This window comes from Pseudomonas sp. NFACC46-3, from assembly GCF_900114515.1.
In the GTDB taxonomy this organism is placed as follows: domain Bacteria; phylum Pseudomonadota; class Gammaproteobacteria; order Pseudomonadales; family Pseudomonadaceae; genus Aquipseudomonas; species Aquipseudomonas fluorescens_Q.
Genome location: NZ_FOTH01000005.1, coordinates 57181 through 78130, shown reverse-complemented (window position 1 = coordinate 78130; position 20950 = coordinate 57181). Strand labels below are relative to the sequence as shown.

At 59.4% G+C, this 20950-nt stretch carries 19 protein-coding genes; 7 read left to right on the top strand and 12 right to left on the bottom strand.

Translation table 11 applies throughout. The features are described 5' to 3' along the window. Positions 1-65: 65 nt before the first annotated feature. The 9 genes from BM300_RS08175 to BM300_RS08135 all read right to left on the bottom strand — a co-directional run bounded on the left by BM300_RS08175 (position 66) and on the right by BM300_RS08135 (position 8508). The gene (locus tag BM300_RS08175) at positions 66-1346 is read right to left on the bottom strand and encodes a transporter (RefSeq protein WP_092142814.1); all 1281 of its coding nucleotides are present in this window, start codon (positions 1344-1346) and stop codon (positions 66-68) included. Between the two features lie 46 nt (positions 1347-1392). Beyond that, entirely contained in the window at positions 1393-2139 is a 747-nt protein-coding gene (locus BM300_RS08170; RefSeq protein ID WP_063320887.1) for a hypothetical protein, read from the bottom strand. Between the two features lie 58 nt (positions 2140-2197). Further along, positions 2198-2878, bottom strand: coding sequence for a C39 family peptidase (locus BM300_RS08165; protein WP_092142817.1), 681 nt, complete (start codon positions 2876-2878; stop codon positions 2198-2200). A 236-nt stretch (positions 2879-3114) separates the two neighbouring features. Further along, positions 3115-4107: a hypothetical protein gene (locus tag BM300_RS08160; protein ID WP_063320889.1), complete on the bottom strand. Its 993-nt coding sequence runs from the start codon at positions 4105-4107 to the stop codon at positions 3115-3117. 59 nt (positions 4108-4166) lie between these two features. After that, positions 4167-4760, bottom strand: coding sequence for an adhesin (locus BM300_RS08155; RefSeq protein WP_092462499.1), 594 nt, complete (start codon positions 4758-4760; stop codon positions 4167-4169). A 1-nt stretch (position 4761) separates the two neighbouring features. Beyond that, complete coding sequence (locus tag BM300_RS08150) at positions 4762-5208, bottom strand: hypothetical protein (protein ID WP_092462497.1); 447 nt, start codon at positions 5206-5208, stop codon at positions 4762-4764. Positions 5209-5530: 322 nt separating this feature from the next. Then, the gene (locus BM300_RS08145) at positions 5531-6055 is read right to left on the bottom strand and encodes an AAA family ATPase (protein WP_092462566.1); all 525 of its coding nucleotides are present in this window, start codon (positions 6053-6055) and stop codon (positions 5531-5533) included. Next, positions 6052-6615, bottom strand: a complete 564-nt coding sequence (pnuC, locus tag BM300_RS08140; protein ID WP_092142826.1) for a nicotinamide riboside transporter PnuC — start codon at positions 6613-6615, stop codon at positions 6052-6054. The genes BM300_RS08145 and pnuC overlap by 4 nt, the downstream gene beginning before the upstream one ends. A 258-nt stretch (positions 6616-6873) precedes the next feature. Next, a complete protein-coding gene (locus BM300_RS08135; RefSeq protein ID WP_092142829.1) occupies positions 6874-8508 on the bottom strand; it encodes a methyl-accepting chemotaxis protein in 1635 nt (544 codons plus the stop codon). Positions 8509-8782: 274 nt separating this feature from the next. Between BM300_RS08135 and BM300_RS08130 the strand changes: the two genes are divergently transcribed. After that, positions 8783-9613 carry an undecaprenyl-diphosphate phosphatase gene (locus BM300_RS08130; protein WP_063320894.1) on the top strand — a complete coding sequence of 277 codons (831 nt, stop codon included), beginning with the start codon at positions 8783-8785 and terminating at the stop codon, positions 9611-9613. Then, positions 9610-10029 carry a DUF1294 domain-containing protein gene (locus tag BM300_RS08125; RefSeq protein WP_092348636.1) on the top strand — a complete coding sequence of 140 codons (420 nt, stop codon included), beginning with the start codon at positions 9610-9612 and terminating at the stop codon, positions 10027-10029. Before BM300_RS08130 ends, BM300_RS08125 begins: the two co-directional genes overlap by 4 nt. A 4-nt stretch (positions 10030-10033) precedes the next feature. Here BM300_RS08125 and BM300_RS08120 read toward each other — a convergent pair whose 3' ends face one another. Then, the gene (locus tag BM300_RS08120) at positions 10034-10384 is read right to left on the bottom strand and encodes an MmcQ/YjbR family DNA-binding protein (protein WP_013693486.1); all 351 of its coding nucleotides are present in this window, start codon (positions 10382-10384) and stop codon (positions 10034-10036) included. Further along, positions 10381-11289 (bottom strand): LysR substrate-binding domain-containing protein, encoded by a 909-nt coding sequence (locus BM300_RS08115; protein ID WP_072348841.1) that lies wholly within the window; start codon positions 11287-11289, stop codon positions 10381-10383. Before BM300_RS08115 ends, BM300_RS08120 begins: the two co-directional genes overlap by 4 nt. 129 nt (positions 11290-11418) lie before the next feature. Here BM300_RS08115 and BM300_RS08110 point away from each other — a divergent pair, with 129 nt between their 5' ends. Then, on the top strand, positions 11419-12027 hold the full coding sequence (locus BM300_RS08110) for an FMN-dependent NADH-azoreductase (protein WP_092142838.1): 609 nt from the start codon (positions 11419-11421) through the stop codon (positions 12025-12027). Between the two features lie 184 nt (positions 12028-12211). Beyond that, positions 12212-13249 carry an alpha/beta hydrolase family protein gene (locus tag BM300_RS08105; RefSeq protein ID WP_092348633.1) on the top strand — a complete coding sequence of 346 codons (1038 nt, stop codon included), beginning with the start codon at positions 12212-12214 and terminating at the stop codon, positions 13247-13249. On the opposite strand, the gene BM300_RS08100 is transcribed toward BM300_RS08105, so the two are convergent. Further along, the gene (locus tag BM300_RS08100; RefSeq protein WP_170862033.1) at positions 13243-14436 is read right to left on the bottom strand and encodes an MFS transporter; all 1194 of its coding nucleotides are present in this window, start codon (positions 14434-14436) and stop codon (positions 13243-13245) included. The two genes, BM300_RS08105 and BM300_RS08100, sit on opposite strands and share 7 nt — an antisense overlap. A gap of 342 nt (positions 14437-14778) precedes the next feature. Between BM300_RS08100 and BM300_RS08095 the strand changes: the two genes are divergently transcribed. From BM300_RS08095 to BM300_RS08085, 3 genes are all read left to right on the top strand, one after another. Next, positions 14779-16770 (top strand): hypothetical protein, encoded by a 1992-nt coding sequence (locus tag BM300_RS08095; protein ID WP_092348627.1) that lies wholly within the window; start codon positions 14779-14781, stop codon positions 16768-16770. Between the two features lie 227 nt (positions 16771-16997). Next, the gene (locus BM300_RS08090) at positions 16998-19208 is read left to right on the top strand and encodes an autotransporter outer membrane beta-barrel domain-containing protein (protein ID WP_256572292.1); all 2211 of its coding nucleotides are present in this window, start codon (positions 16998-17000) and stop codon (positions 19206-19208) included. A gap of 238 nt (positions 19209-19446) precedes the next feature. After that, on the top strand, positions 19447-20937 hold the full coding sequence (locus BM300_RS08085; protein WP_139197727.1) for a hypothetical protein: 1491 nt from the start codon (positions 19447-19449) through the stop codon (positions 20935-20937). Positions 20938-20950: the final 13 nt, after the last annotated feature.

Here is a 20950-nt window from a genome sequence, read left to right as displayed (position 1 = left end):
AGCCCGCTCCCACAGGGGGGGGCATTGCCCTTGGGATATGTGCCCGTCACATATCCCTGAGGGCATTAGAAGTAGTACGGGAATTTCAGGCTAAAGGTGAAATCCGGTGCGTCGTCGGTCAGCCCGATGGACAGGTTGGGTACGATGGTCAGGTTGTCGGACGCGGCGACGGTCATGCCGATGTTGAAGTAGCCGGCGTTGGCGTCGCTGGAGGTCACCGACTCCCAGTCGCCACCGTCCTGTTTGAGCTTGCTTTTCTTTTGGATCAGGTCAGAGACCGAGAACGACATGCTCATCTTCTCGTTCAAGGCAAAGGCGATGCCCGCGCCGAGCTGGAAGCTGTCGCCGATCCGCACCTTGCCTGGGACCTTCTGGTTGACTGTGGAACTGATGTCATCGAACGATTCTTCGAAGTTATGGGTGTAGGAGAGGGTGCCGAACAGCACCGCCGGATCGAAGGTCTTGACCAGCGAAAGCCCGGGCGTGATCGACCACACGCCGTTGCCGGTGGGCAGGTCGTCAGGCACGAACAGGTTGGTGTTGGCCTGGGATTGACGCAGCTTGATGCCAAACGGGTCCTTGCCGGTGGGGGCCTTGACCCGCAGGGTGACCACCGCGTCCGGAGCGTTGATCGACTCATCCATGAACTTGTAGGCGATGCCGAAGTTGACGTCGCCGATGGTCGGGTCGCGGGTCACGGTTTCTTCGCTGGTGACCCCGGCCGCGCCGTTGTTCGCGCCGCCTGACTGATACGTGGATTCGCGATAGACCACCGGCACGTTGAGGTCGAACTGCCAGCGATTATCGAAGTTATAGCGGCCGGTGAGGTCCAGCGTCCAGGTGTCGGCCTTGATCCGGTCGAGGTTGATGTTGCCCAGGAAAATCGAATCCAGGGCCAGGAAGCCGTTGAGGATCAGTTGCCGCGTGTCGTAGCGTGAATAGGTCACGCCGGTCTCGAAACTGAACTTGCCGCCGCCAAAGAAGCCGCTGGCCTCGTCATAGAGGTTGGAGACACTCTGGGCCGGTTGGGAATCATCGGCCAGGGATTGCCCATAGCCGCTGCCGCCGGTCGTTGTCGCGCCGCCGGCCACGGTCTGGTTGCCTTTCATGTCGGCCGGGGATTTGGCCAAGCGCTTGGGCTGTGGCGTGGCGGGTTGATCCTCCACCTGGCGAACCCGCTGTTCGAGCACCGCCAGGGCTTTCTGCTGGACCTCGTATCGTTGCTTGAGCTCAAGAAGTTCCTGTTTCAGCGCCTCGATGTCTGCATCCGGGGCCGCGTGCAACACGGCCGCCGGGAACAACGTGCTTAAACACATCACAGCGCGCAACGATACGGATCGATACATGAAATATGCCGTCCCTATTTGCCCAATGATCGGAAAACAGCGTAGTTCAATAACCGAGGTTACGGAGGCCGCGCAGTTGGGTCAGATTGCAGTCCAATGCCCCGGCACTGGGGCCGTTGTTGTTCAGCACCACGTTGAGCTGCGTCATGTTGTTGACCAGGTTGCTATTGCCCAGCAGGCGAGTGTTTTGCAGCAAGCCGCCCTGGGCCACTTGCTGCAGGGTGCCGCCCTGGTTGTGGCTGGCCTGGATCGCCATTTGCACGCCATTGCCGGTGGCGGTGACCGCGACGCTGCCGGCGGCGTTGCTGCCGCTGATGGTCTGGCCCTTGGTCAGCAGTTGGCCTTGGGAGGGGACGAGCGCAGGCGCCTGGTTGCTCTCTTTCACATTGATGTTGACGTTGTTGTAGGCCGTGTTGCCGTCGCCGGCGGCACGCACGCTCTGGGTCACGCCCTGGCTCGTGCCAAGGCCAGCACCACCGGTAATGTTGCCGCTGCCCTGTTCCGGAGCGCTGCCGTTACCGGTCTGCTTGATGGTCGAGACGTAGAATTCGGGTTTGACGGTGGCGGCCTGGATCTGCATGGTGCTGGTGGCGCCGATCAAGTCGCCGCTGGCGTTGCGCCAGGTACTGCTCATGACGATGCCGAAGCTGATGACTCGGCCAGGCATGACATAACGACCGCGCAGCTCGGCAAGCTCCTGGTCCTTGACTTCGATGGGTTTGAAGCCGGCATGGGCAAAGCCCGAGGCAGTCGCGAGCAGGCAGGCCAGCGACAGCCAGTGTGAGGTTTTCATGTGCTGCTCCCGGAGCGTCCTGCTCCTTTTTGTACTTATTGTTGGCAGTAATCGGCGATTAGAAAAAGTCGCTCTGTATGAAACCGAAGTCCATCAGTTCCGCATCCCTGACCGGGTTGAAACCGTCCAGCTTGTTACGGGCTGTCAGGGGTTGAGGAGGGCTGCGTAGTGCATTGGTCTTGTCATAGCCCGGGCCGACGATCGCAAAGACGATGCCGTTCCAGCCTTTGACGAACTCATCGTGGGCGTAGCGCTTGTGCCCCAGCACCGGGTCGCCGATGTAGACCCATTGCTTGTCGGCCCGCTGCAACACCACGAAGTGCTTGTAGCCGCGTATCTCCATCAGGACCACCACCGGGATCGTCACCGCTTCGAGTTTCTCAGGCGGTATCCGGTAGCCTCGGGCGCGCATGCCGATGGTTTCCACGTAGCGCTTCATGTCCAGCATGGAAAACCCTTGGGTGCGAACCAGGTTCTGGTCGGCATTGACCAGCATGCCTTTGATGACGTGCTCTTCATCGACGTCAAGCCAGTAGGCCTGGCGCAGCACCGTGGCCAGCGCGGCGGCGCCGCAACTGAAATCGGTTTTCTGCTCGACGATGTCGCTGAATTTGCGTTCGCGTATGCTTTGCACCGGTTTGTAGACCAGCATGCCGCCAGGCAGGGCGGCGACCGGCATCTGCGCTGCTTCGGCCACGCAGGCCAGGCAGAGCAGCAGGGAAACGGCAGTGACACGCATGATCAATACGCCTAATGAACATCCAGGGAAAAAAAGCCCCTTTGCGTGTCATGTCGTTCATTTCAAAGCGTTGAACTGAGTCCGTGGCGAGGGAGCTTGCTCCCGCTTGAGTGCGAAGCACTCATAACCAGTGGGTCTGCTTCGCAGCCCAGCGGGAGCAAGCTCCCTCGCCACAAGATTCACTCACGTCCTGAGTGGACAGCATTACCGTTGCCGGGGCTTCGTTTCATGCGCGCTTACATGCAGGCTTTGCAGCCGGCAGCGATGGACAGCGAGTTGCTCTGCTGGTTGCCCACGCCTGCCGACACGTTGGCGCCGCCGTTACCGGAGAAGCCGTTCATGGAGTTGGTCATGGTGGCGTTGTTGATCACAGGGTTTTTCCAACCGTCACGGGTCAGCACCTGCTGGGTGTTGCTGCCGGCCAGCTCGAAGGTCCCCACGGCGGAGAACTTGAACTTGTCGTCATCGTGACCGCCGCCATAGCCGCCGCCTCTGTTGTCCCAGCCGCCGTGATCGTTGTCTTCGGCCGTACCGGTACCTTTGGCCTTGAACGTGCCGGAGGCGCTGTAGGTGCTGGTGAGGGTGTCGGTCTTGTAGGTCCGCACGCCTTTGTTGTCGACCACTAGGCCGGTGGAGGACTGGTCAGCCGCGGCAGAGGCCTGTGCGACACGGCCCCCGGATACAGCGATGGCCAGGTTGTTTTTCTGTTGGTTGAAGTTCCCGGCGGTCACGTTGATGCCGATGTTGCCGGAGCCACTGTTGCCTGCATTGGTGAGCGAGGCGTTGTTTTGCGTCGAGTTGTTCTTGACGTAGTTGTTGTTATTGACCTGCGTGGCGCTGGAGGCGGCGACAGCCGAGCCGAAGATAAAGCTTTCGTCGGCGGTGGCCAGGGCGGCGGCGTTGTCCTGCTGGTTGCCGTCGCCGCCGGCAATGTTGGCGCCCATATTGCCGTTGCTGCCATTGAGCGAGTCAGTGGCTTCAGCGGTGTTTCTGGTGGCCTGGTTGGTCACCACGTTACCGTCGCTGTTCTGCTCATCCAGCACCGTAGCCCCAGCGCCGGCATTGATGGAGAGCAATTGATCCAGCGTCGGCCCTTGCTGATGGCCATTGCCGTGACCGTGACCATTGCCATGGCCATTATTGTTGTCGTTTCCTCCAGCCTGTGCCGCCATTGTCATGACCGCGGCGAGAGCGAAAACCAATGGTTTGAGTGCCATTGTAGGTTTCATGGTGTTTCTCCTTGCGTGTCGTTGGTTAAGTGTCAGTACTTTCTTATGTAGCCTCCGGGTCAATCCGCGACTCGGATGCTCAGGGTGTTAGCCATGCGGTTTCCCACCCCTGCGCTCTGGTTCACCTGGATTACCCCTCGGCTGCCGGTGAAGGCCTGGTCGCTGGTAACGACCTGGCGACTGCCGGTTGGGGCGCCAGTTGCTCCTGAGTTCGGTGGCAACGCCACGTTCTGTTGAGACAGGGCGCTGTCGTCAATGCTCTGCGGATGGGCACTGATGCCCACCCGCATGACATTGGCCATCTGGTTGTTGGCCCCGGCGGACTGGTTGACGCCCAGCACACCGTTGCCGTTGGTGAAGGAGTGGCCGCCGATACGGGCGGTGGCGGTCATGGAAGGGGCTGCCTGCGTGTCGACGCGTTGCTGCACGCGGGTGCTGGCCTGGGCGTGGCTGCCAATGGCGATGGCCCGGGTGTTGGTTTGCTGGATCTGGTCGCCGGCGGCTTGGTTGACGTTGAAGTTGCCGGTGTAATGGCTGCCGGAATCCTGCAGGTTGGCGTTACTGACCACCGCAACACCTGGATCGGCAAATACGGTGAAAGAACTGAGCAGGGAAAGCATGAACAGGGCGAGCAGAAACAGCACGGGCTTCATATCACTGACCTCCCGCCAGCCGACCCAGCGGGGCCAGGCCGGAACTCAGCGAGCGGTTGATGGTGCCGGAGATCGCGCCGCCGCTACCGCCACCGTGACCGGCATTCATGCCCGGCATGCCGTTGGGATTGGTCACGACGTTCAGACCTTGCACGCCAGTATTCGGGTTGACGGTGTTGCGGATCGACGAGCCGCTGGCCACGCTGGCAAATTCGCCGTCACTCAGTTCGGTGCTGGCGGTCGCCTGGTGGATTCGTTCGGAGGGGTTGGCATTGACGGTGGTTGGATAGGGGTCTTTGCCACCGTTGCGACCAATTGCGATGGGCTGCACGTCGCGGTTGAGCACAATGACGCCGTTGCCCTCGGCCTGCGCCGGCAGACTGAGCGTTGCGCTGGCGGCGCAGCCGGTTAACAGCAGGCACGTCAAACTTTTCTTGAAAGTCCCCACGGCATCGATTCCTTCTTCGGTGGGCTGGCCCTTGTCAGCGTTGCGAAGTGGGAGAGCATGTGTTGTGCCGTGTTTTGAAATGACTTGTAGTTCAAAGGGTTAGAGTTTTTTTGTATGACCCGCCGGTCGAATCTGTTTCATCCGTGAGACAACCCTGTGGCGGTTAATGGCCGTGCGCTATCGTTTGGCTATGGATCCAGGCTGTGGGAGGGGAGTGTTTCAAGAAACTAACAGTGAGGATGACAATTGTGTGAAAGGGCGCTGGGGCAGGGTTTGAGGGGGGGCAGGTGTTTCAAGAACGCAACACATCCCTCGCGATACGTCAGATTTCGAGCAGTCGGGTCACGGCGGCGAACACCTGGTCCCGACGTTGCGTCCAATCGCCTTCAATCACTTGGAAATGCCGTTGATGCCGAACCAGCCAACGCTCGATCGCCTCGAAGAAATCCATGCGTTCTGCCAGTTCGGGTTGGCAGCGCAAACCGTCGCCGGTCCATTCGACTTGCTCGGGGCTCAGCAACAAGTGCAGGTCATAATGGCGGGCCAGCAGGGCCGGCTCGAGCCAGTCCGGGCAGTCGCCGAACAGGGTCTGGCTCCAGAGGATGTTGCTCAGCAGGTGCGTGTCGAGGATCAACAGCGCCGGCCGGCGGGCACGCGCCTCATCTTCCCAGGCCAATTGGCTGGAGGCGATGTCGGTGATGTCCGCCAGGCAGGTGTCGCGTTGGGTCTGCTCCATGAAATGGCGTACGTACTCATCCACCCGCACGCCACCAAAATGTTCCTGCAATTGCGCCGCCAGCCAACTCTTGCCGCTGGATTCCGGGCCGGTCAGCACCACCACCTTCATGCGCGCAGGGCCGGGTCGGCGCGCCATTCCCGCCAGCCTTGCACGGCCAACAGGGTGAACAGGGCATAGAGCGCGGCAGTCAGGTGCAAGCCTTTGTAGATGAACAGGCCGACGAAGATCACGTCCAGGGCAATCCACAGCGGCCAGCATTGCACGCGTTTCTGCGCCATCCACCACTGGGCCACGAGGCTGAAACCGGTGAGCGCGGCATCGAGCCAGGGCTGGGCGGCATCGGTCCAGTGGGCCATGGCGGCGCCCAACAGCAGGCTGCCTGCCGCACCGATAGCCAGGCCGGACAGCACTGACGCCCCACCGAGACTGCTGACCTGGCGTCCATCATGATTGTGCCCGGCACGGGTCCATTGCCACCAACCGTAGAGTTGCAGCACTGCGTAGACAACCTGCAGCAGCATGTCCGAGTACAACTTCACCTCGAAAAAAATCCAGCTGTACAGCAACACCATGACCAGGCCTATCGGCCAGCACCAGGGGTTCTGCTTGACGGTCAACCAGACAGCGATCACGCCGAGGGCTGCGGCAAACAGTTCAAGCCCGGACATGGCGGTTCCTTGGGGAATAGAAGAGGGCGGCGATTGTAAACGCTATGGCGTGGGCAGCTCCAATACCAATGTTGAATGTGCCGTCGCTATCGCGAGCAAGGGATTACGTTCGTTCCCACGCTCCTGCGTGGAAATGCCGCCAGGGACGCTCCACGTTCCGCTTCTGGAGGTGACGCAGAGCGTCACGGGATGCATTCCCACGCGGAGCGTGGGAACGATCTAATCCAAAGCCCGCTCCCACAGGGGGGCTACCGATCTTTAGACCCGGAACTGCGTGAGCAACCCGTTCAACTGTTCACTCAATGCCTTGAGGCGGGTGCTTGCCTGGCTGGATTGTTCGGCGGCCATGGCGGTGCTGTGGGACAGGCCGGCGGCCTGGGTGACGTTCTGGTTGATGTCTTCCACCACATGGGCTTGTTGCAACGTGGCGCTGGCGATGGAGGCGTTCAGGTTGTTGAGATTGCGCAGGGCCTGGCCGATGGCGTTGAGGCTGGCACCGGCCAGGCCGGCCTGTTCGATGGTCAGTTGCGAAGCACGGCTGCTGTCGCCGATGACTTTCACGGCGGCTTCGGAATGGGTTTGCAGGCGCTCGATCATCGCCTGGATCTCTGCAGTGGACTTCTGAGTACGCTGGGCCAGCAACCGCACTTCATCGGCGACCACCGCGAAGCCCCGGCCCTGTTCGCCGGCGCGGGCGGCTTCGATTGCGGCGTTGAGGGCCAGCAGGTTGGTCTGCTCGGCAATGGAGCGAATTACCTCCAGCACGCTGCCAATCTGGGTGCTTTCACTCGCCAGGGTGCGGATCACTTCCACCGCCTGGTCGATGGTCTGGGACAGGCGGTCGATCTGCTGCAAGCTGCCATCGATGTTGACCTGGCCTTGCTGGGCCTGGGATTCGGCGTCGCGCATCTCGTTGGCCGCGTGCTCGGCGTTCTTGGCCACGTCCTGCACGCCATAGGTCACTTCATTGATCGCGGTCGCCACCAGCTCCATTTGTTGCGACTGCTGCTGGCTGCGTTCCTGGGCCTGCGCCGCGTCGTTGCCCAATTCACTGGAGGATTGCCCCAGCGCACTGGCCGAAGCTTGCAGTTGGGTCACCACTTGCCGCAACTTGGCGGTAAAGGCGTTGAAATGCCGCGCCAGTTGAGTGACTTCGTCCTGGCCGTGGGTGTCGAGGGTGCGGGTCAGGTCACTCTCGCCGCTGGCGATGTTGGCCATGGCGTTGACCGTTTCCTGCAACGGGCCGACGATGCTGCGCACGATCAGGGTCAACAGCAGGCCCATGAGCAGGGTGATGACCAGTCCAACCACCGAGGCCTTGATCACCTGCGATTGAAACTCGGCCTGGACGTCATCCACGTACACGCCTGAGCCGATGATCCAGCCCCAGGGCTCGAACAGTTGGACGTAGGAGGTCTTGCCCACCGGGGCCTCGGCGCCCGGTTTCGGCCAGAGGTAATTGATCATGCCGGCGCCCTTGGACTTGGCGATGGCAACCATCTCGTTGAACAGCGCATAGCCGTTCGGGTCACGGATGGCCGAGAGATTCTGGCCTTCAAGCTTCGGGTTGGTCGGGTGCATGATCATGACCGGCGTCAGGTCGTTGATCCAGAAATAATCAGCCTGGTTATAGCGCAGGCCACGTACGGCGCTGAGGGCCTGCTTTTGCGCGGCGTCACGGGTAAGGGTCCCGGCAGCTTCCAGGCCTTGGTAGTAAGTCAGCACGCCGCTGGCGGTCTGTACCACATGCTGGGTTTTCTGCACCTTGGCTTGGTAGAGGTCGCTGTGGATCTGTTTAAGCATCAAGGCGCCGAGCGTGAACAACATCACGATGGCCACGACCAGGATGAGCCACAAGCGTCGGCTGATCGACACACTGCGCAAGCTATTCATACGCTGTCACTCCGGTTTTTTTATTCTTGTCATATCGACGGCCGGCACTGTAGCGCCCGGCCGCTATCGGTCATTGACCTGAGTCACAACGCGGCAGCGTTATCAGGGCTCGTCTGATAGGATTTCGGCCCCGCAGCGCAAAACCTGAGCCGGTTCTCATTTTTCATTGGTTTTTTTTGAAAGGTCGCGGTTATCGTGCACCCGCTGCGGGGGACCTGCATGACACTTGAATATTGATAAGACCTGCATGAACAGCGTCTTTTTTGGGGGATGAATGGATTTGTGGACCGCCTTTTCGGCACTGATTCTTGGCGTAGTAGAAGGCTTGACGGAGTTTCTGCCGATTTCCAGCACGGGACACCAGATCATTGTCGCTGACCTGCTCGAGTTCGGCGGTGAGCGTGCGATGGCGTTCAACATTATCATCCAGCTCGGCGCGATCCTGGCGGTGGTCTGGGAGTTTCGCCGCAAGATCTTTGACGTGGTGCTGGGCCTGCCGACGCAGCCCAGCGCCCGCCGCTTTACCGCCAACCTGCTGATCGCCTTCCTGCCCGCCGTGGTCTTGGGCGTGCTGTTCGCCGACTGGATCCACCACTACCTGTTCAACCCGGTCACGGTGGCCACCGCGTTGGTGGTGGGCGGCCTGGTGATGCTCTGGGCCGAGAAGCGCCAGCACCAGGTGCACGCCGCAACGGTGGACGAGATCTCCTGGAAAGATGCCCTGAAGGTCGGCCTGGCCCAATGCATTGCGATGATCCCAGGCACCTCCCGTTCCGGCGCGACCATCATTGGTGGCCTGCTGTTCGGGCTGTCGCGTAAAACCGCTACCGAGTTTTCGTTCTTCCTGGCGATGCCGACCATGGTTGGCGCGGCGGTCTACTCGGGCTACAAATACCGTGAACTGTTCGTCCCGGCGGATTTCCCGGTGTTCGCCATTGGCTTCGTCACCGCGTTCATTTTCGCCATGATTGCGGTCAAGGGCCTGCTGCGATTCATCGCCAGCCACAGCTACGCCGTGTTCGCCTGGTATCGAATCGCCTTCGGCCTGTTGATCCTGGCAACCTGGCAGTTCGGCTGGGTGGACTGGACCGCTGCCAAGCCATGAACCAATCACGCAGCCGCAAACACGCCGGGCGCAATGCTGAAGGCACCGTGCAGCACCTGCGGCTCAAACTGATGCTGTTTGCGCTGCTCTGTGCCTTGCCGTTGTTCGGTTCGCTCCTGTTGGGGCTGCGGGCGGTGTCGTGGGTGCCGATGGTGGCTTATGGCGGCGTCAGCGTGGTGGCATTCCTGCTGTACTGGAGCGACAAGCGCAAGGCGCGCGCCGACACCTGGCGCACCCCGGAGAATGTGCTGCATGCGGTGGAGCTGGCCGGCGGTTGGCCCGGAGCCTTGCTGGCCCAGCAGCTGTTTCGCCACAAGACTCGCAAAGTGTCGTTTCAGGTCGTGTTCTGGTTCATCGTGCTGTTGCACCAGGTGTTCTGGATCGACCAGTTGTTCCTGGGCAGCTATCTGTTCTGAATGACTAGAGCAACAAGCCCACCTGGGTGCGCTTGGGCAATTTGCTGACCACCAATTGGTGTGAGCGTTGCAGCAGGCCACGCAACTCTTCGGCCCCCAGCGGGTAGGGCACTTGCATGATGACCCACTGGGCCCGCGCCAGGTAAGGCGCGGGGTGAATGCCCGGTCGGTCGCAATGGCCCAGGAACAGATCCTTGTCGACCTTGAACGCCAGCGAGTCGCCTCGCAGGCCCTGCAGGGCGAACATCTTGTTCCCGGCAATGGAAAACACCCGCACGCCGCCCCATTTGTAGTCCTCCCTGGCGCCGGGCAGGCCCAGGCAAAACTGCGCGACATCCTCTTCGCTCAACCTCATATCGTTCTATCTCCACAGCCCTCGAAGGCTTCCACCAAATGATCGATCCATGCACGCACCGCTGGCAGCACGCCACGCCGATGCGGGTAGACCGCCTGGAGCCAGCCATCGGGCGATGACCATCCAGGCAAGAGTTCCACCAGTGTGCCGTCCTGCAATTCCTGCTCGCAATACATGCTCGGCAATAAGGTGAAGCCCAGGCCGGCGAGGGTGCAGGCCCGGCGCACAATGAAGTCGTCGATGCCCAGGCGGGCTTCCAGGCTCAGTTCCACCCGCTGCCCATCGGCGCTGACCAGGCGCAGGTGCACCTGGCGATCGGCTTCCAATGCCCCCAGCACCGGCAGTTGCTTGAGATCGTCCGGGGTTTCGATCCGCCGTCCTGCGACAAAGGCCGGGCTGGCAACCATCATCAGTCGCGCCTGGCGCAGGCGCCGGGTCATCAGCAAGGGATCCTCGTCCCCCAGATCGCGCACGCGCAACGCCACATCGATGCCTTCGCCGATCAAGTCCACCCGCCGGTTGAGCAGGGTCATATCCAGTTGCACCAAAGGGTATTTCACCAGGAAGGTTTCGATTATCGCCGGCAGGAACTGGTGGGCCAAGCCCACCGGACTCGACACCCGCAGTCGGCCGCGGGGTTCGCTGGACATGCTCGCCACTGCCTCGTCGGCCATCTCGGCCTCCAGCAACATGGCCTGGCAATGGCGCAGATAACGTTCGCCGACCGCGGTCAATTTCAATTGGCGGGTGGTGCGCTGGAGCAACCGGGCGCCGAGGCGTTCTTCCAGCTCGGCGATACGCCGCGACAACCGCGACTTGGGAATGCCCAGCGCGCGCCCAGCCGCCGCGAAACCGCCGGCTTCGACGACTTTGGCGAAGTAATACAAGTCATTGAGGTCTTGCATGTTGAACTCGATTGTCCTGTCAATGGGACAAACTATCGCATTTATGCTGACTTATCGATAATTGGTCTCATATGTAGGATGGTCGCCAATTGATCGCCCGGTTGCGGTCCTCATTTGGAGAGCATTGATATGAAACTACTGCACATCGATTCGAGCATCCTCGGTGACAACTCCGCTTCCCGCCAATTGAGCCGTCAAGTGGTTGAAGCCTGGAAAGTTGCCGAGCCAGGCATCACCGTTACTTACCGTGACCTGGCCGCCGACGCCATCAGCCATTTTTCCGCCCAGACGCTGGTTGCCGCCGGTACCAGCGCCGAATTGCGTGACGCTGCGCTCAAGTACGAAGCCGACCTTAGCACCGAGACAATGGCAGAGTTCCAGGCGGCGGATGCGCTGGTCATCGCCGCGCCAATGTACAACTTCAGCATTCCGACCCAACTCAAGGCTTGGATCGACCGCATTGCCGTGGCCGGCCAGACGTTCCGCTACACCGAAGCTGGCTTCGAAGGCCTGTGCGGTGGCAAGAAGCTGGTGATCGTTTCCACCGCGGGTGGCTTGCATGCCGGCCAGCCAAGCAGCGTGGGGCACGAGGAATACCTGAAGGTGATGTTCGGTTTCCTGGGCATCACCGACATCGAATTCGTCCGTGCGGAAGGGCTGGCCAAGGGCGATGACATGCGCAATAAGGGCATGAACGAAGCCCAGGCGCAGATCGGCGAACAGTTCGCCGCTGCGTAAAACCTGCGTAAAGGCAGCAAGCGCTTCGGGCAACCTTCGTAAAACCCTGTATTCTCGTCGTCATTGGATGGTCGGGATGCAGGGTTTTACTGCATTCGGCGCCGAGGATTCTGGCGCAGGATATGCACGGCCAAGCGTGCGAGCGACGGGGCCTTCCCGTGCGCTGGTGAAGGTGGATGATTCGATGATACGTTTTGGTGCGGCGCTGCTGCTTTGCTTGTTTGCCAGTCTCGGTCCAGTGCAGGCCGCACCGGGCCCACATCCGCATTGGAGCGCCGGTTTCCATGAGCTGAGTTTTCTCGATCCGCTGGATCAGCAACCGATGCACGCCATCGCCTTCTATCCGTCCACCGACCGGGAACAATCCAGCCTGCTGGGTGGCTACCAGATCGATGCCGCGCCGGACGCCCAGATCGCCATCGGCCGCTTCCCGCTATTGATGTTGTCCCATGGCAACACCGGCACGCCGTTGGCCCTGCATGACCTGGCCACCTCCCTGGCACGCAAGGGGTTTGTCGTGGTGGCGGTGATTCATCCCGGCGACAATGCCCAGGATCACAGCCGGCTTGGCACCCTGAGCAACCTGTACGGCCGGCCGATCCAGATTTCCGAAGCCATCACCGCCACGCTCAACGACCCGATACTGTCGCCGTTCGTCAGCGCCGGGCAGGTCGGGGTGATCGGCTATTCGGCCGGTGGTGAAACCGCGCTGATCCTGTCCGGTGCGACGCCGGACCTCAATCGCCTGCGCCGCTACTGCGTGGAACGGCCGGACGATCGTGACGCCTGCAACACTCAGGGCGAACTGATTGCCGACCGCGATGACCTGCAACCCGTGGCCGACCCCAGGGTCCGGGCGCTGCTGCTGATGGCACCGTTGAGCCTCAAATTCGGTCGTCATACGTTGGCCGATGTCCATGTGCCGGTGTTGCTGTACAGCGGCGATGGCGACAAAATCGTGGCTTTCGACAAGAATGCTGCCGCTCTGGCCCGCAAGCTGCCCAGCGCACCGGATTTCAAGACCTTGGCCGGCGCAGGCCATTTTGTCTTCCTCGCACCCTGCACCGATGAGCAGATCGCCGCGATGCCCGCGCTCTGCACGGACGCTGACGGTGTCGACCGCAAGGACATCCACCGCACCATGATTTCCGAGGCCAGTCGCTTCTTCGGCGAGGCCTTGGGCAAGCCAACCCGGGCGGGGATGAGGACAGCCGATCAATAAGGTGTGTTTATAGCTCGGCGACGCAGCAGCAGAGTCAATCCCAGTCCAGTGACGGACAACAAGGCGGCGCAGAAGAAGATCGACGAATAGCCCAGGTTCAACGCCACCGCCCCCATCAGCGGACCGGCAATCGCCAGCGCCAGGTCAAAGAACACCGCATAGGCGCTCAAGCCGGCGCCGCGACTGGTGTTCGGCACTTGCTTGATGGCCTCCACCCCCAGCGCCGGGTATACCAACGATAGCCCGAAACCGGCCAGCCCAGCACCGACCAGGGCGAACGCGGTGGACGGCGCCAGCCACAGCAATACCAGCCCGAGGGTTTCGATGCTCATGCAGGCAATGGCCGAGTTGAAGCCGCCGAAACGGGCAATGCTGGAAATGAACAGCAACCGCGCGAGGATGAAGCAGACGCCGAATACCGTCAGGCACCACGCCGCGCCGGTCCAGCCGCGACTGATATAGAACAATGTGATGAACGTGGTGAGCGTGCCGTAGCCGATCGACGCGAGGCTCAGGCCCGCCCCGAACGGCGCAATGCGCCCAAACACCGCCCAGAAAGGCAAGCGCTCGCCACGAATGACCGGCACCGACGGCTTGTTGCGAATGATCAACAGCGCCGCCCCGGCCAGCAGCGACAATGCAATACCCAGGCTGGCAAAACCCAATTCACTGACCATCACCACCCCCAACGGCGCGCCAATAGCGATGGCCCCGTACGAGGCGATGCCGTTCCAGGAGATCGAGCGGGCCGTGTGCTCCACACCCACCTGGCCCATGCACCAACTGATGGTGCCCACGCCAATCAGCCCTTGGGCCACGCCAAGCAGCAGGCGCCCAACAATCAGAATCAACAGGCTGGGCAGGGGATAGCTTTGCAGCAAGGTCGAGAGCAGCGTCAGCACGCCGCTGAGCACAATCCCCGACAGCCCGTAGACGATGGCGCGCTTGGTGCCGACGCTGTCCGACAGCCGCCCGGCCATGGGACGGCTGAGCAGGGTCGCCAAGTACTGTGAACCGATGGTCAACCCGGCCACCACCGCGCTGAAGCCCAGCTGTTCGTGCACATACCCGGGCAGCACGGCAATCGGCAGGCCGATGCAGAGAAAGGCGATGAAGGTGTAGAAAACGATGGAGACGATCTGCAGGGTGATCGATAGGGAACTGGGAGCAGAGGAGGACGTGGGCATGGGGCTCGTTCGCGGGCGGCGGTAAGAGAGCCTCATCATGGCGCGAGGTGAGGATAAAAGAAAGCAGGCTAACTAAATGTGCTGGCACGGGATGCGGCCCGGGCTTGGCGAATAGTCCCTTGGTTTGAACCCCCGGCTTTTCTGGCGGGCAGTCGCTGCTCGGGCTCTGTAAAAGGACGACCTGTCAACTCTGACAGTATCCAAGATATGAAAGAGGGCGTTCAATCAGTCGCAGGCCCTATTGGTCGATGTGAAACGCTTCGAGATGTCCATGGGCATTGTGTGCCGAGCTTTACGGCGGTAGCTCCAATCACGACGGTCTGAATATCAGGAGAATCGGATATGGCAAGCGTGGACAAGAAAACCAGTGCGGCGCAGGCTCGTATTGACTACCTCGCGCAGCGACGTGAACAGCATTCAGGGCCCAAGGCTTTGGATCCTCCTGAGCTTCTGGCCAGGGTGGTTGATAGCACAGACGGTACGCTCCATGGCGAAGATCTGGATAGGGATCTGCAAGTCAAATTCTTGGGTTTCTCTGACTTGCCGGCACTTCCGAATGATGAGTCGATCATGTATTTGCAGTTCGCTTCGGGTGCGACGCCTGCTGAAGCAGACTATGAAGACGTTGCTGAAAGAAGCTTTTCTTATCCGGTCGACCCGCAAACCGCTTTTCCGTTTGAACTGACCCTTGAGCGCAAGCACTTTGCCATCGATGGCGTTTATACATTCAGAGCGCGTTTATATAGTTACAACTTCGCCCACGACAAGTCACTACCCACCACTCGTATTTTCGATAGCACGCCCCCCTATAACCATAAGGAGCCCGAACCGTTAACCATTACGTCTCCCATCACCGATGCTGTTTTGGCGGCTAATCCTCTTGGGGTTCCGGCGATCCTTGACGAATATGACGACCGCGCGGCAAGCGATGAATATTTTCTGTATTACGGAACACTCCCGTTGCCGGATAACCTGCCCGGTACCCCGCCTACGGTCACAGGTTTTGTACCGAATGACCTGACATTACGGATACCTGTCGACGTCATTCAGAGGGTGGGGGATGGTGGCTGCTATGCGGTGTATGCACTGCGCGACAAAGCGCAGAATCGCACTCCGCTGTCTGACCTAACCCGCTTGGGCGTGGCCTTGGGCACTTGGCCGCCCCCTGATCTTCAAAGAGTCGAAGTACCGCAAGCGACATTCAAGGGGTTCCTCGATTTTCAAGATGCTCTGGATGGCGTGGATGCAGTCGTCAAAACCTATACGGGGCGAAAGGGGACCGATTACATTGAGGTGACCTGGGGAACGACAGTGCTTCCTTTGGAAACCATGGGTTTGGCCCCAACCAAGAGCATCCGCATCGACCCCGACGTGCTGCGAAGCGAATACGGCGCTGCGACCGGGCCGATTAGTATTCAAGTAAGTTATCGCGTATTGCGAGGCACGGAGCCTTATGGTTCGGACATTGAAACAGGGATTACGGTCGTGACCAATTTTTGGCTACCGGGGCCCACGCCCACCGATCCTTGGCCTGATCCGATCAATGGTGACATCCCATTGGGTGACGTCTTTGGCGAGAATTCAACAACGCCTAACGTTTTGACCCGAGCGCACAATAATAAAAATGCCAACTTTGTATTTAAGTTGTACCCGAATGTGCAGGCGGACGAAATCGTAAAGATTTACTGGAACGGCGAGCACGTCGTCGAAGCCGATTATACGGTCTTGCCCACTGATAAAGAGGGCTATGAAAAAACGCAAGTCATTCCGTGGCCCTACATCCACAGGGGCGGCAATGGCGACGAGGTGCCGGTGTGGTACTGGATCAATTCTCCCAACTCTCCCAACCGCCAACGTTCGGACGACACGCCGGTCGAGGTGAACGCGGTCATCTTCAAGCCCGCTGCGCCGACCTTTCCCGATAAAAGTGGCCCGTTCTTGAATTGCGATTCGCTCTATGGTCCCGACTACGCCATTCGTGTGCAAGTGCCTGATCTATCGGGCCCGCCTTACAACTTGGGCATCGGGGATGTGGTGACCTTGCACTGGGTCGCGCTGGCGGGTACTGCTGGAGAAACGCCGATCGATGGGGCCGAGAAGGATGAACCGGTCACCCTGGATGACACAACCTGGCCGGTGACAGGCTTCATCTGGCTGGTAAAACCCTACGAAAAGCACCTTCTGCCCACGTATGACCCATTTGGTCCGGGGGGCAGTGAGGGGCGAGGGCGAATCACCTACTCCTATGTTGTAGATGGAGAGACGATTACTTCTGAGGAGAGCGAGGCGCGGGTGACCATGTTCCTAGGTAACGGCTCGTGCCCACTCCCTTGATCATCATCACGTATCCGGCGGTGAAGGTGCGACCCCTTTGCCGCTGGAGTTAGGTCTGTTTACTTTTGCGTGATCAAAGAAGGAGTTGTCGGTAGAGAATCAGAAAAGTCCTACATATGCCCACAGGGCTAATCTATAGACTCGCCGGCCGTATTAAGTGTTGCCCGGCGAGTTGCTAGCCTGGATATGACACTTGGAATTAACTTTCCTTCTCCAGGGAATCAAGCATGATATTTTCCAATCGCACGTTTGCATTAAACCCTATATCGCGGTGTCTTGCGCTGGCCTCCGTTGCCCCGTTTATCATGGTCTGTCAATTCACTCAGGCCCGTACATTGACGGACGAAGACCTGACCATTGGCGCTGGGGGCCGTCCCGACAATTATCAGCTGTTTGGTAACTCCACCCTGACCGCCAATGGTGCCTCCACCCAGGATATTCAGGTGGCTATCGGTGGCACGGTCAATCTAAATGGCACGACAGTCACAGGTGGATCCAGTAACGGCGTGCAGTTGGTCGATAGTGCTGCAAACATTGCCGCCAACAGCACCGTGACCAGCAACGGTATAGCGCTGGCCTTGACGGGCAATGTGTTGGGGGCCAAAGCCACGGTCACGGACAGCTCGCTCATCGGCGGCACCCGCGGCGCCTCCCTCAGTGCTGCAAGTGAGCTGACGCTGAGCAACGCCACGGTGACTGCAACGGGTGCCACGGGCACGGGTATCGTCAGTTTCGGTGGCACGGTCCAGGCCAGCAACAACACCCGAATCACGGGCGGTCAGAACGGTGTTGTCTTGCGTAATGACATCTCTTCGGTAAAGGGAAACCAGCTAACGCTGGATGCCAGCCATGTCGAAGGCCTGAATGGTGCGGCCATCGTCGTGAGCAGCGTTGCCGGACTCCCTGATCGCGAAGCGGTGATCGACGTGAGCAATGGCTCGACCCTCAAGGGCAGCGATGGTGTGATGCTGCAAGTTACGAACGATGGCATGGCGGCGCTGAATGTCGATAACAGCGTTCTGCTCGGTGATGTGGTGGCCGAAGCGGGCAGTATCGCGAAGGTGGCCTTGAGCAACTTCGCCACCTTGACCGGGCGCCTGGAGAACGTCGATACCCTGGCGGTCAACAGCTCGGGCAAATGGGTCATGGTCGAAGACAGTCAGCTAAAGAATCTGTCGATGGCAGGGGGGGAGGTTCAGTTTGGTCAGCCTGGCAGTTTCTATACCTTGTCGGTGGAGAATCTCAGCGGTAACGGCAACTTCATCATGCATGCGGATTTTTCCAACGGGCAAGCCGATTTTCTGAATATCACGGGGACAGCAACCGGTACTCATACGCTTGACGTGGCCAGTACCGGTGTGGAGCCGACGCTGGCCAACCAGCGCATCCATGTCGTCCACGCAGCCAGCGGCGATGCTGCGTTCTCGTTGATCAATGGCCGGGTAGACTTGGGTACTTATTCTTATGATTTGCTCAAGGATGGCGCCAATGACTGGTATCTCGATGGTGCGAGCAAAACCATCAGTCCTGGTACGGCGTCGGTTCTGGCGCTGTTCGATGCCTCGCGTACGGTCTGGTATGGCGAACTGAGCACGTTGCGTTCGCGCATGGGCGAAGTGCGGATGAACCAGGGGCAGTCTGGCGGCTGGATGCGGGCGTATGGCAACCGCTTCGACGTTTCCGCCGACTCCGGAATGGCCTATAGGCAGACCCAGCAGGGATTGGCTTTTGGTGTGGATACCCCCGTGCCGTCAGTTGGGGATGGACAGTGGGTGTTTGGCCTGATGGGTGGTTATAGCCGGTCCGACCTGGACCTGATTCACGGGACCTCGGGCACGGTCAACAGCTTTTATGTCGGTTCTTACGCCACTTGGCTGGACGCCGAGAGCGGTTACTACTTCGACGGCGTGCTCAAGTTCAACCGCTTCCAAAATGAGTCCAAGGTCAGTCTCAGTGACGGGGCACAGGCCAAGGGGCGGTACAACACACATGGATTGGGCACCACGCTGGAGTTTGGTCGGCATATCAAGTTGGACGACGGTTATTTCATCGAGCCTTTTGGGCAAGTCTCGGCGCTGGCGGTTCAGGGCAAACGTTACCAATTGGATAATGGCATGGCTGCCGATGGCAACCGGAGTTATTCCTTGCTGGGCAAAGTGGGTGCAAGTGCCGGTCGGGATATCGACCTGGGTAATGGGCAGATGCTTCAGCCTTACGTCAAGGCAGCGCTGGTCAACGAGTTCGCCAAAGACAATCAGGTCAAGGTCAATAGCACAAGCTTCAACAATGACCTTTCCGGTTCTCGCCTGGAGTTGGGAGGTGGCGTTGCCATGAAAGTCGCGGATAAAGTGCAAGTGCACGCCGACGTCGATTACAGCCAAGGCAAAAAGATTGATCAGCCATGGGGAGTAAACTTCGGCGTGGAATACAAGTTCTGATCAGCTTTGTTTAAAAGGTCAGCTCCGTGGATTGTTTTCACGAGACGGTATGAGGGTTAGTCAAACGAGCAAGGACCGTAACGGTCCTTGTTTCATTTTTCATGAACTCTTTTTTGGAGTCTGTCAACTGAGCAGTTCTGTTAGTACTCAACGGTTTGGTTTTGGAATCTAATGGGCTTCTCTGGACAGTAGTGGCTTTGGAGGCGTGGTTACTCATGTGTTGATAGGAGGGTCCATGATGTCAAATTCGAAAAACTCCAGTACGTTCGGCAAAAACCAAGTCCCGATTTACGATCCGCCTACGGTCGTGGCGTTGCCTAATATCGACGGAGGCGAAACCAATCTGCTGCATAAGAGCGCCCTGGTAGCGCCCTTGCCCATCACTATTCCCAAGTGGTTGAATTCCTGTCCCAAGCCCCATGAGCCGGAGTGGGTCACGCTGTATTGGGGAGACGATGATCTGGAAACAAAGACCTGGACCGCCGAGGTGCCCGACGCGGATCGGGTATTTTATGTTCCCGTCCATTTACTCATCCATGGTGTACATTCACTTTATTATTTTCTACACCTGTACAACCTGGCCGAGGCTGACTCTTTTGATCTTACCCTGACCATCGATACCCTCAAGCCGCTGCTCAACCAGACCGACGACCTTGCGCAGTTTCCTGAAGCGGTCCTGACAGGTGGGGTAACGGCCCAGTATCTAGAGCAGAACAACAATCAAGTGAAGGTCGGTATCCCCCGTTATGATGAGCAGCGGGGTGGCCCCAAGGTCGGCGATATCATTACCTTGTATTTGAACGAAAAAAACGGAACCGGAGAGCCAGATCAGCTAAAGGTCGGTGAATTGACTGTTCCGCACCCGGTACCCAACGTTCTTGAGGGCGTGTATGAGGGGCAGGCGTTTCTCGACTTTGGCGATCGTGTGGGGTATGCGCGATATCGTGTCGAAGACCGGGCGGGGAACATCAGTGAGTTGTCGGGGCGGGTTGAGCTGGATGTGAAGGCTGCACCGACACCGCGTGATCTGTCCTATCCATGGGTGAGAGAAGCCTCCGGCAACCCGCAGGCCAGTCGGCTCGATCCGAACCTTGCGGCTGTCGTTAATAATGGCGTCATTGTTGCCATCCCTCAAAACGCGATCATCTCGGATACGGAGACCGCCGCCGTACTGTTTGGTGAAGAAGGTGGTTTCGGATTCTATCGCGCTGACACACCCATCGTCACAGGAGGGCGGGAGTACCGCATTCCCAAGGAGTATGTCGCCCGAAACCTGCGAAAAAACATACCGATAATCTTCGAGGTGACCGGTCCCAATATTCCCACACCGCTTGTGTCTCAGACGCACAGCCTGACGATCTCCAGCCTGAGCGGCGGGTTGCCGGTCCTTCAGTCCACCAGTTTTAATGCGACGACGTTGAGCTTGGCCAACATTCCCGAGGGCGGGGCGGCTGTTCTCAGGCTGGGTAGCTGGAAGTACATGGCGACGTCACAGTTCCTCAGGGTCGAGATGAGGGGATTGCTGAGTGCGGGAGGCGCTCACACCGTGACGATTCTCGATGCTCAGCCTGTGACTTCGGTGGGTGAAATGCAAGCAGGACAGATACTCAAGACGGAGCTTCGCAGATTTCAAATCGGTGAAAAGCTCACCTTCATCGCGAAGGTCAGCTTTGACAATAAGCAGACCTGGCACGACTTTCCAAGCATAGATCCTCAATTAACCAACTGACCCTTGAGCATGA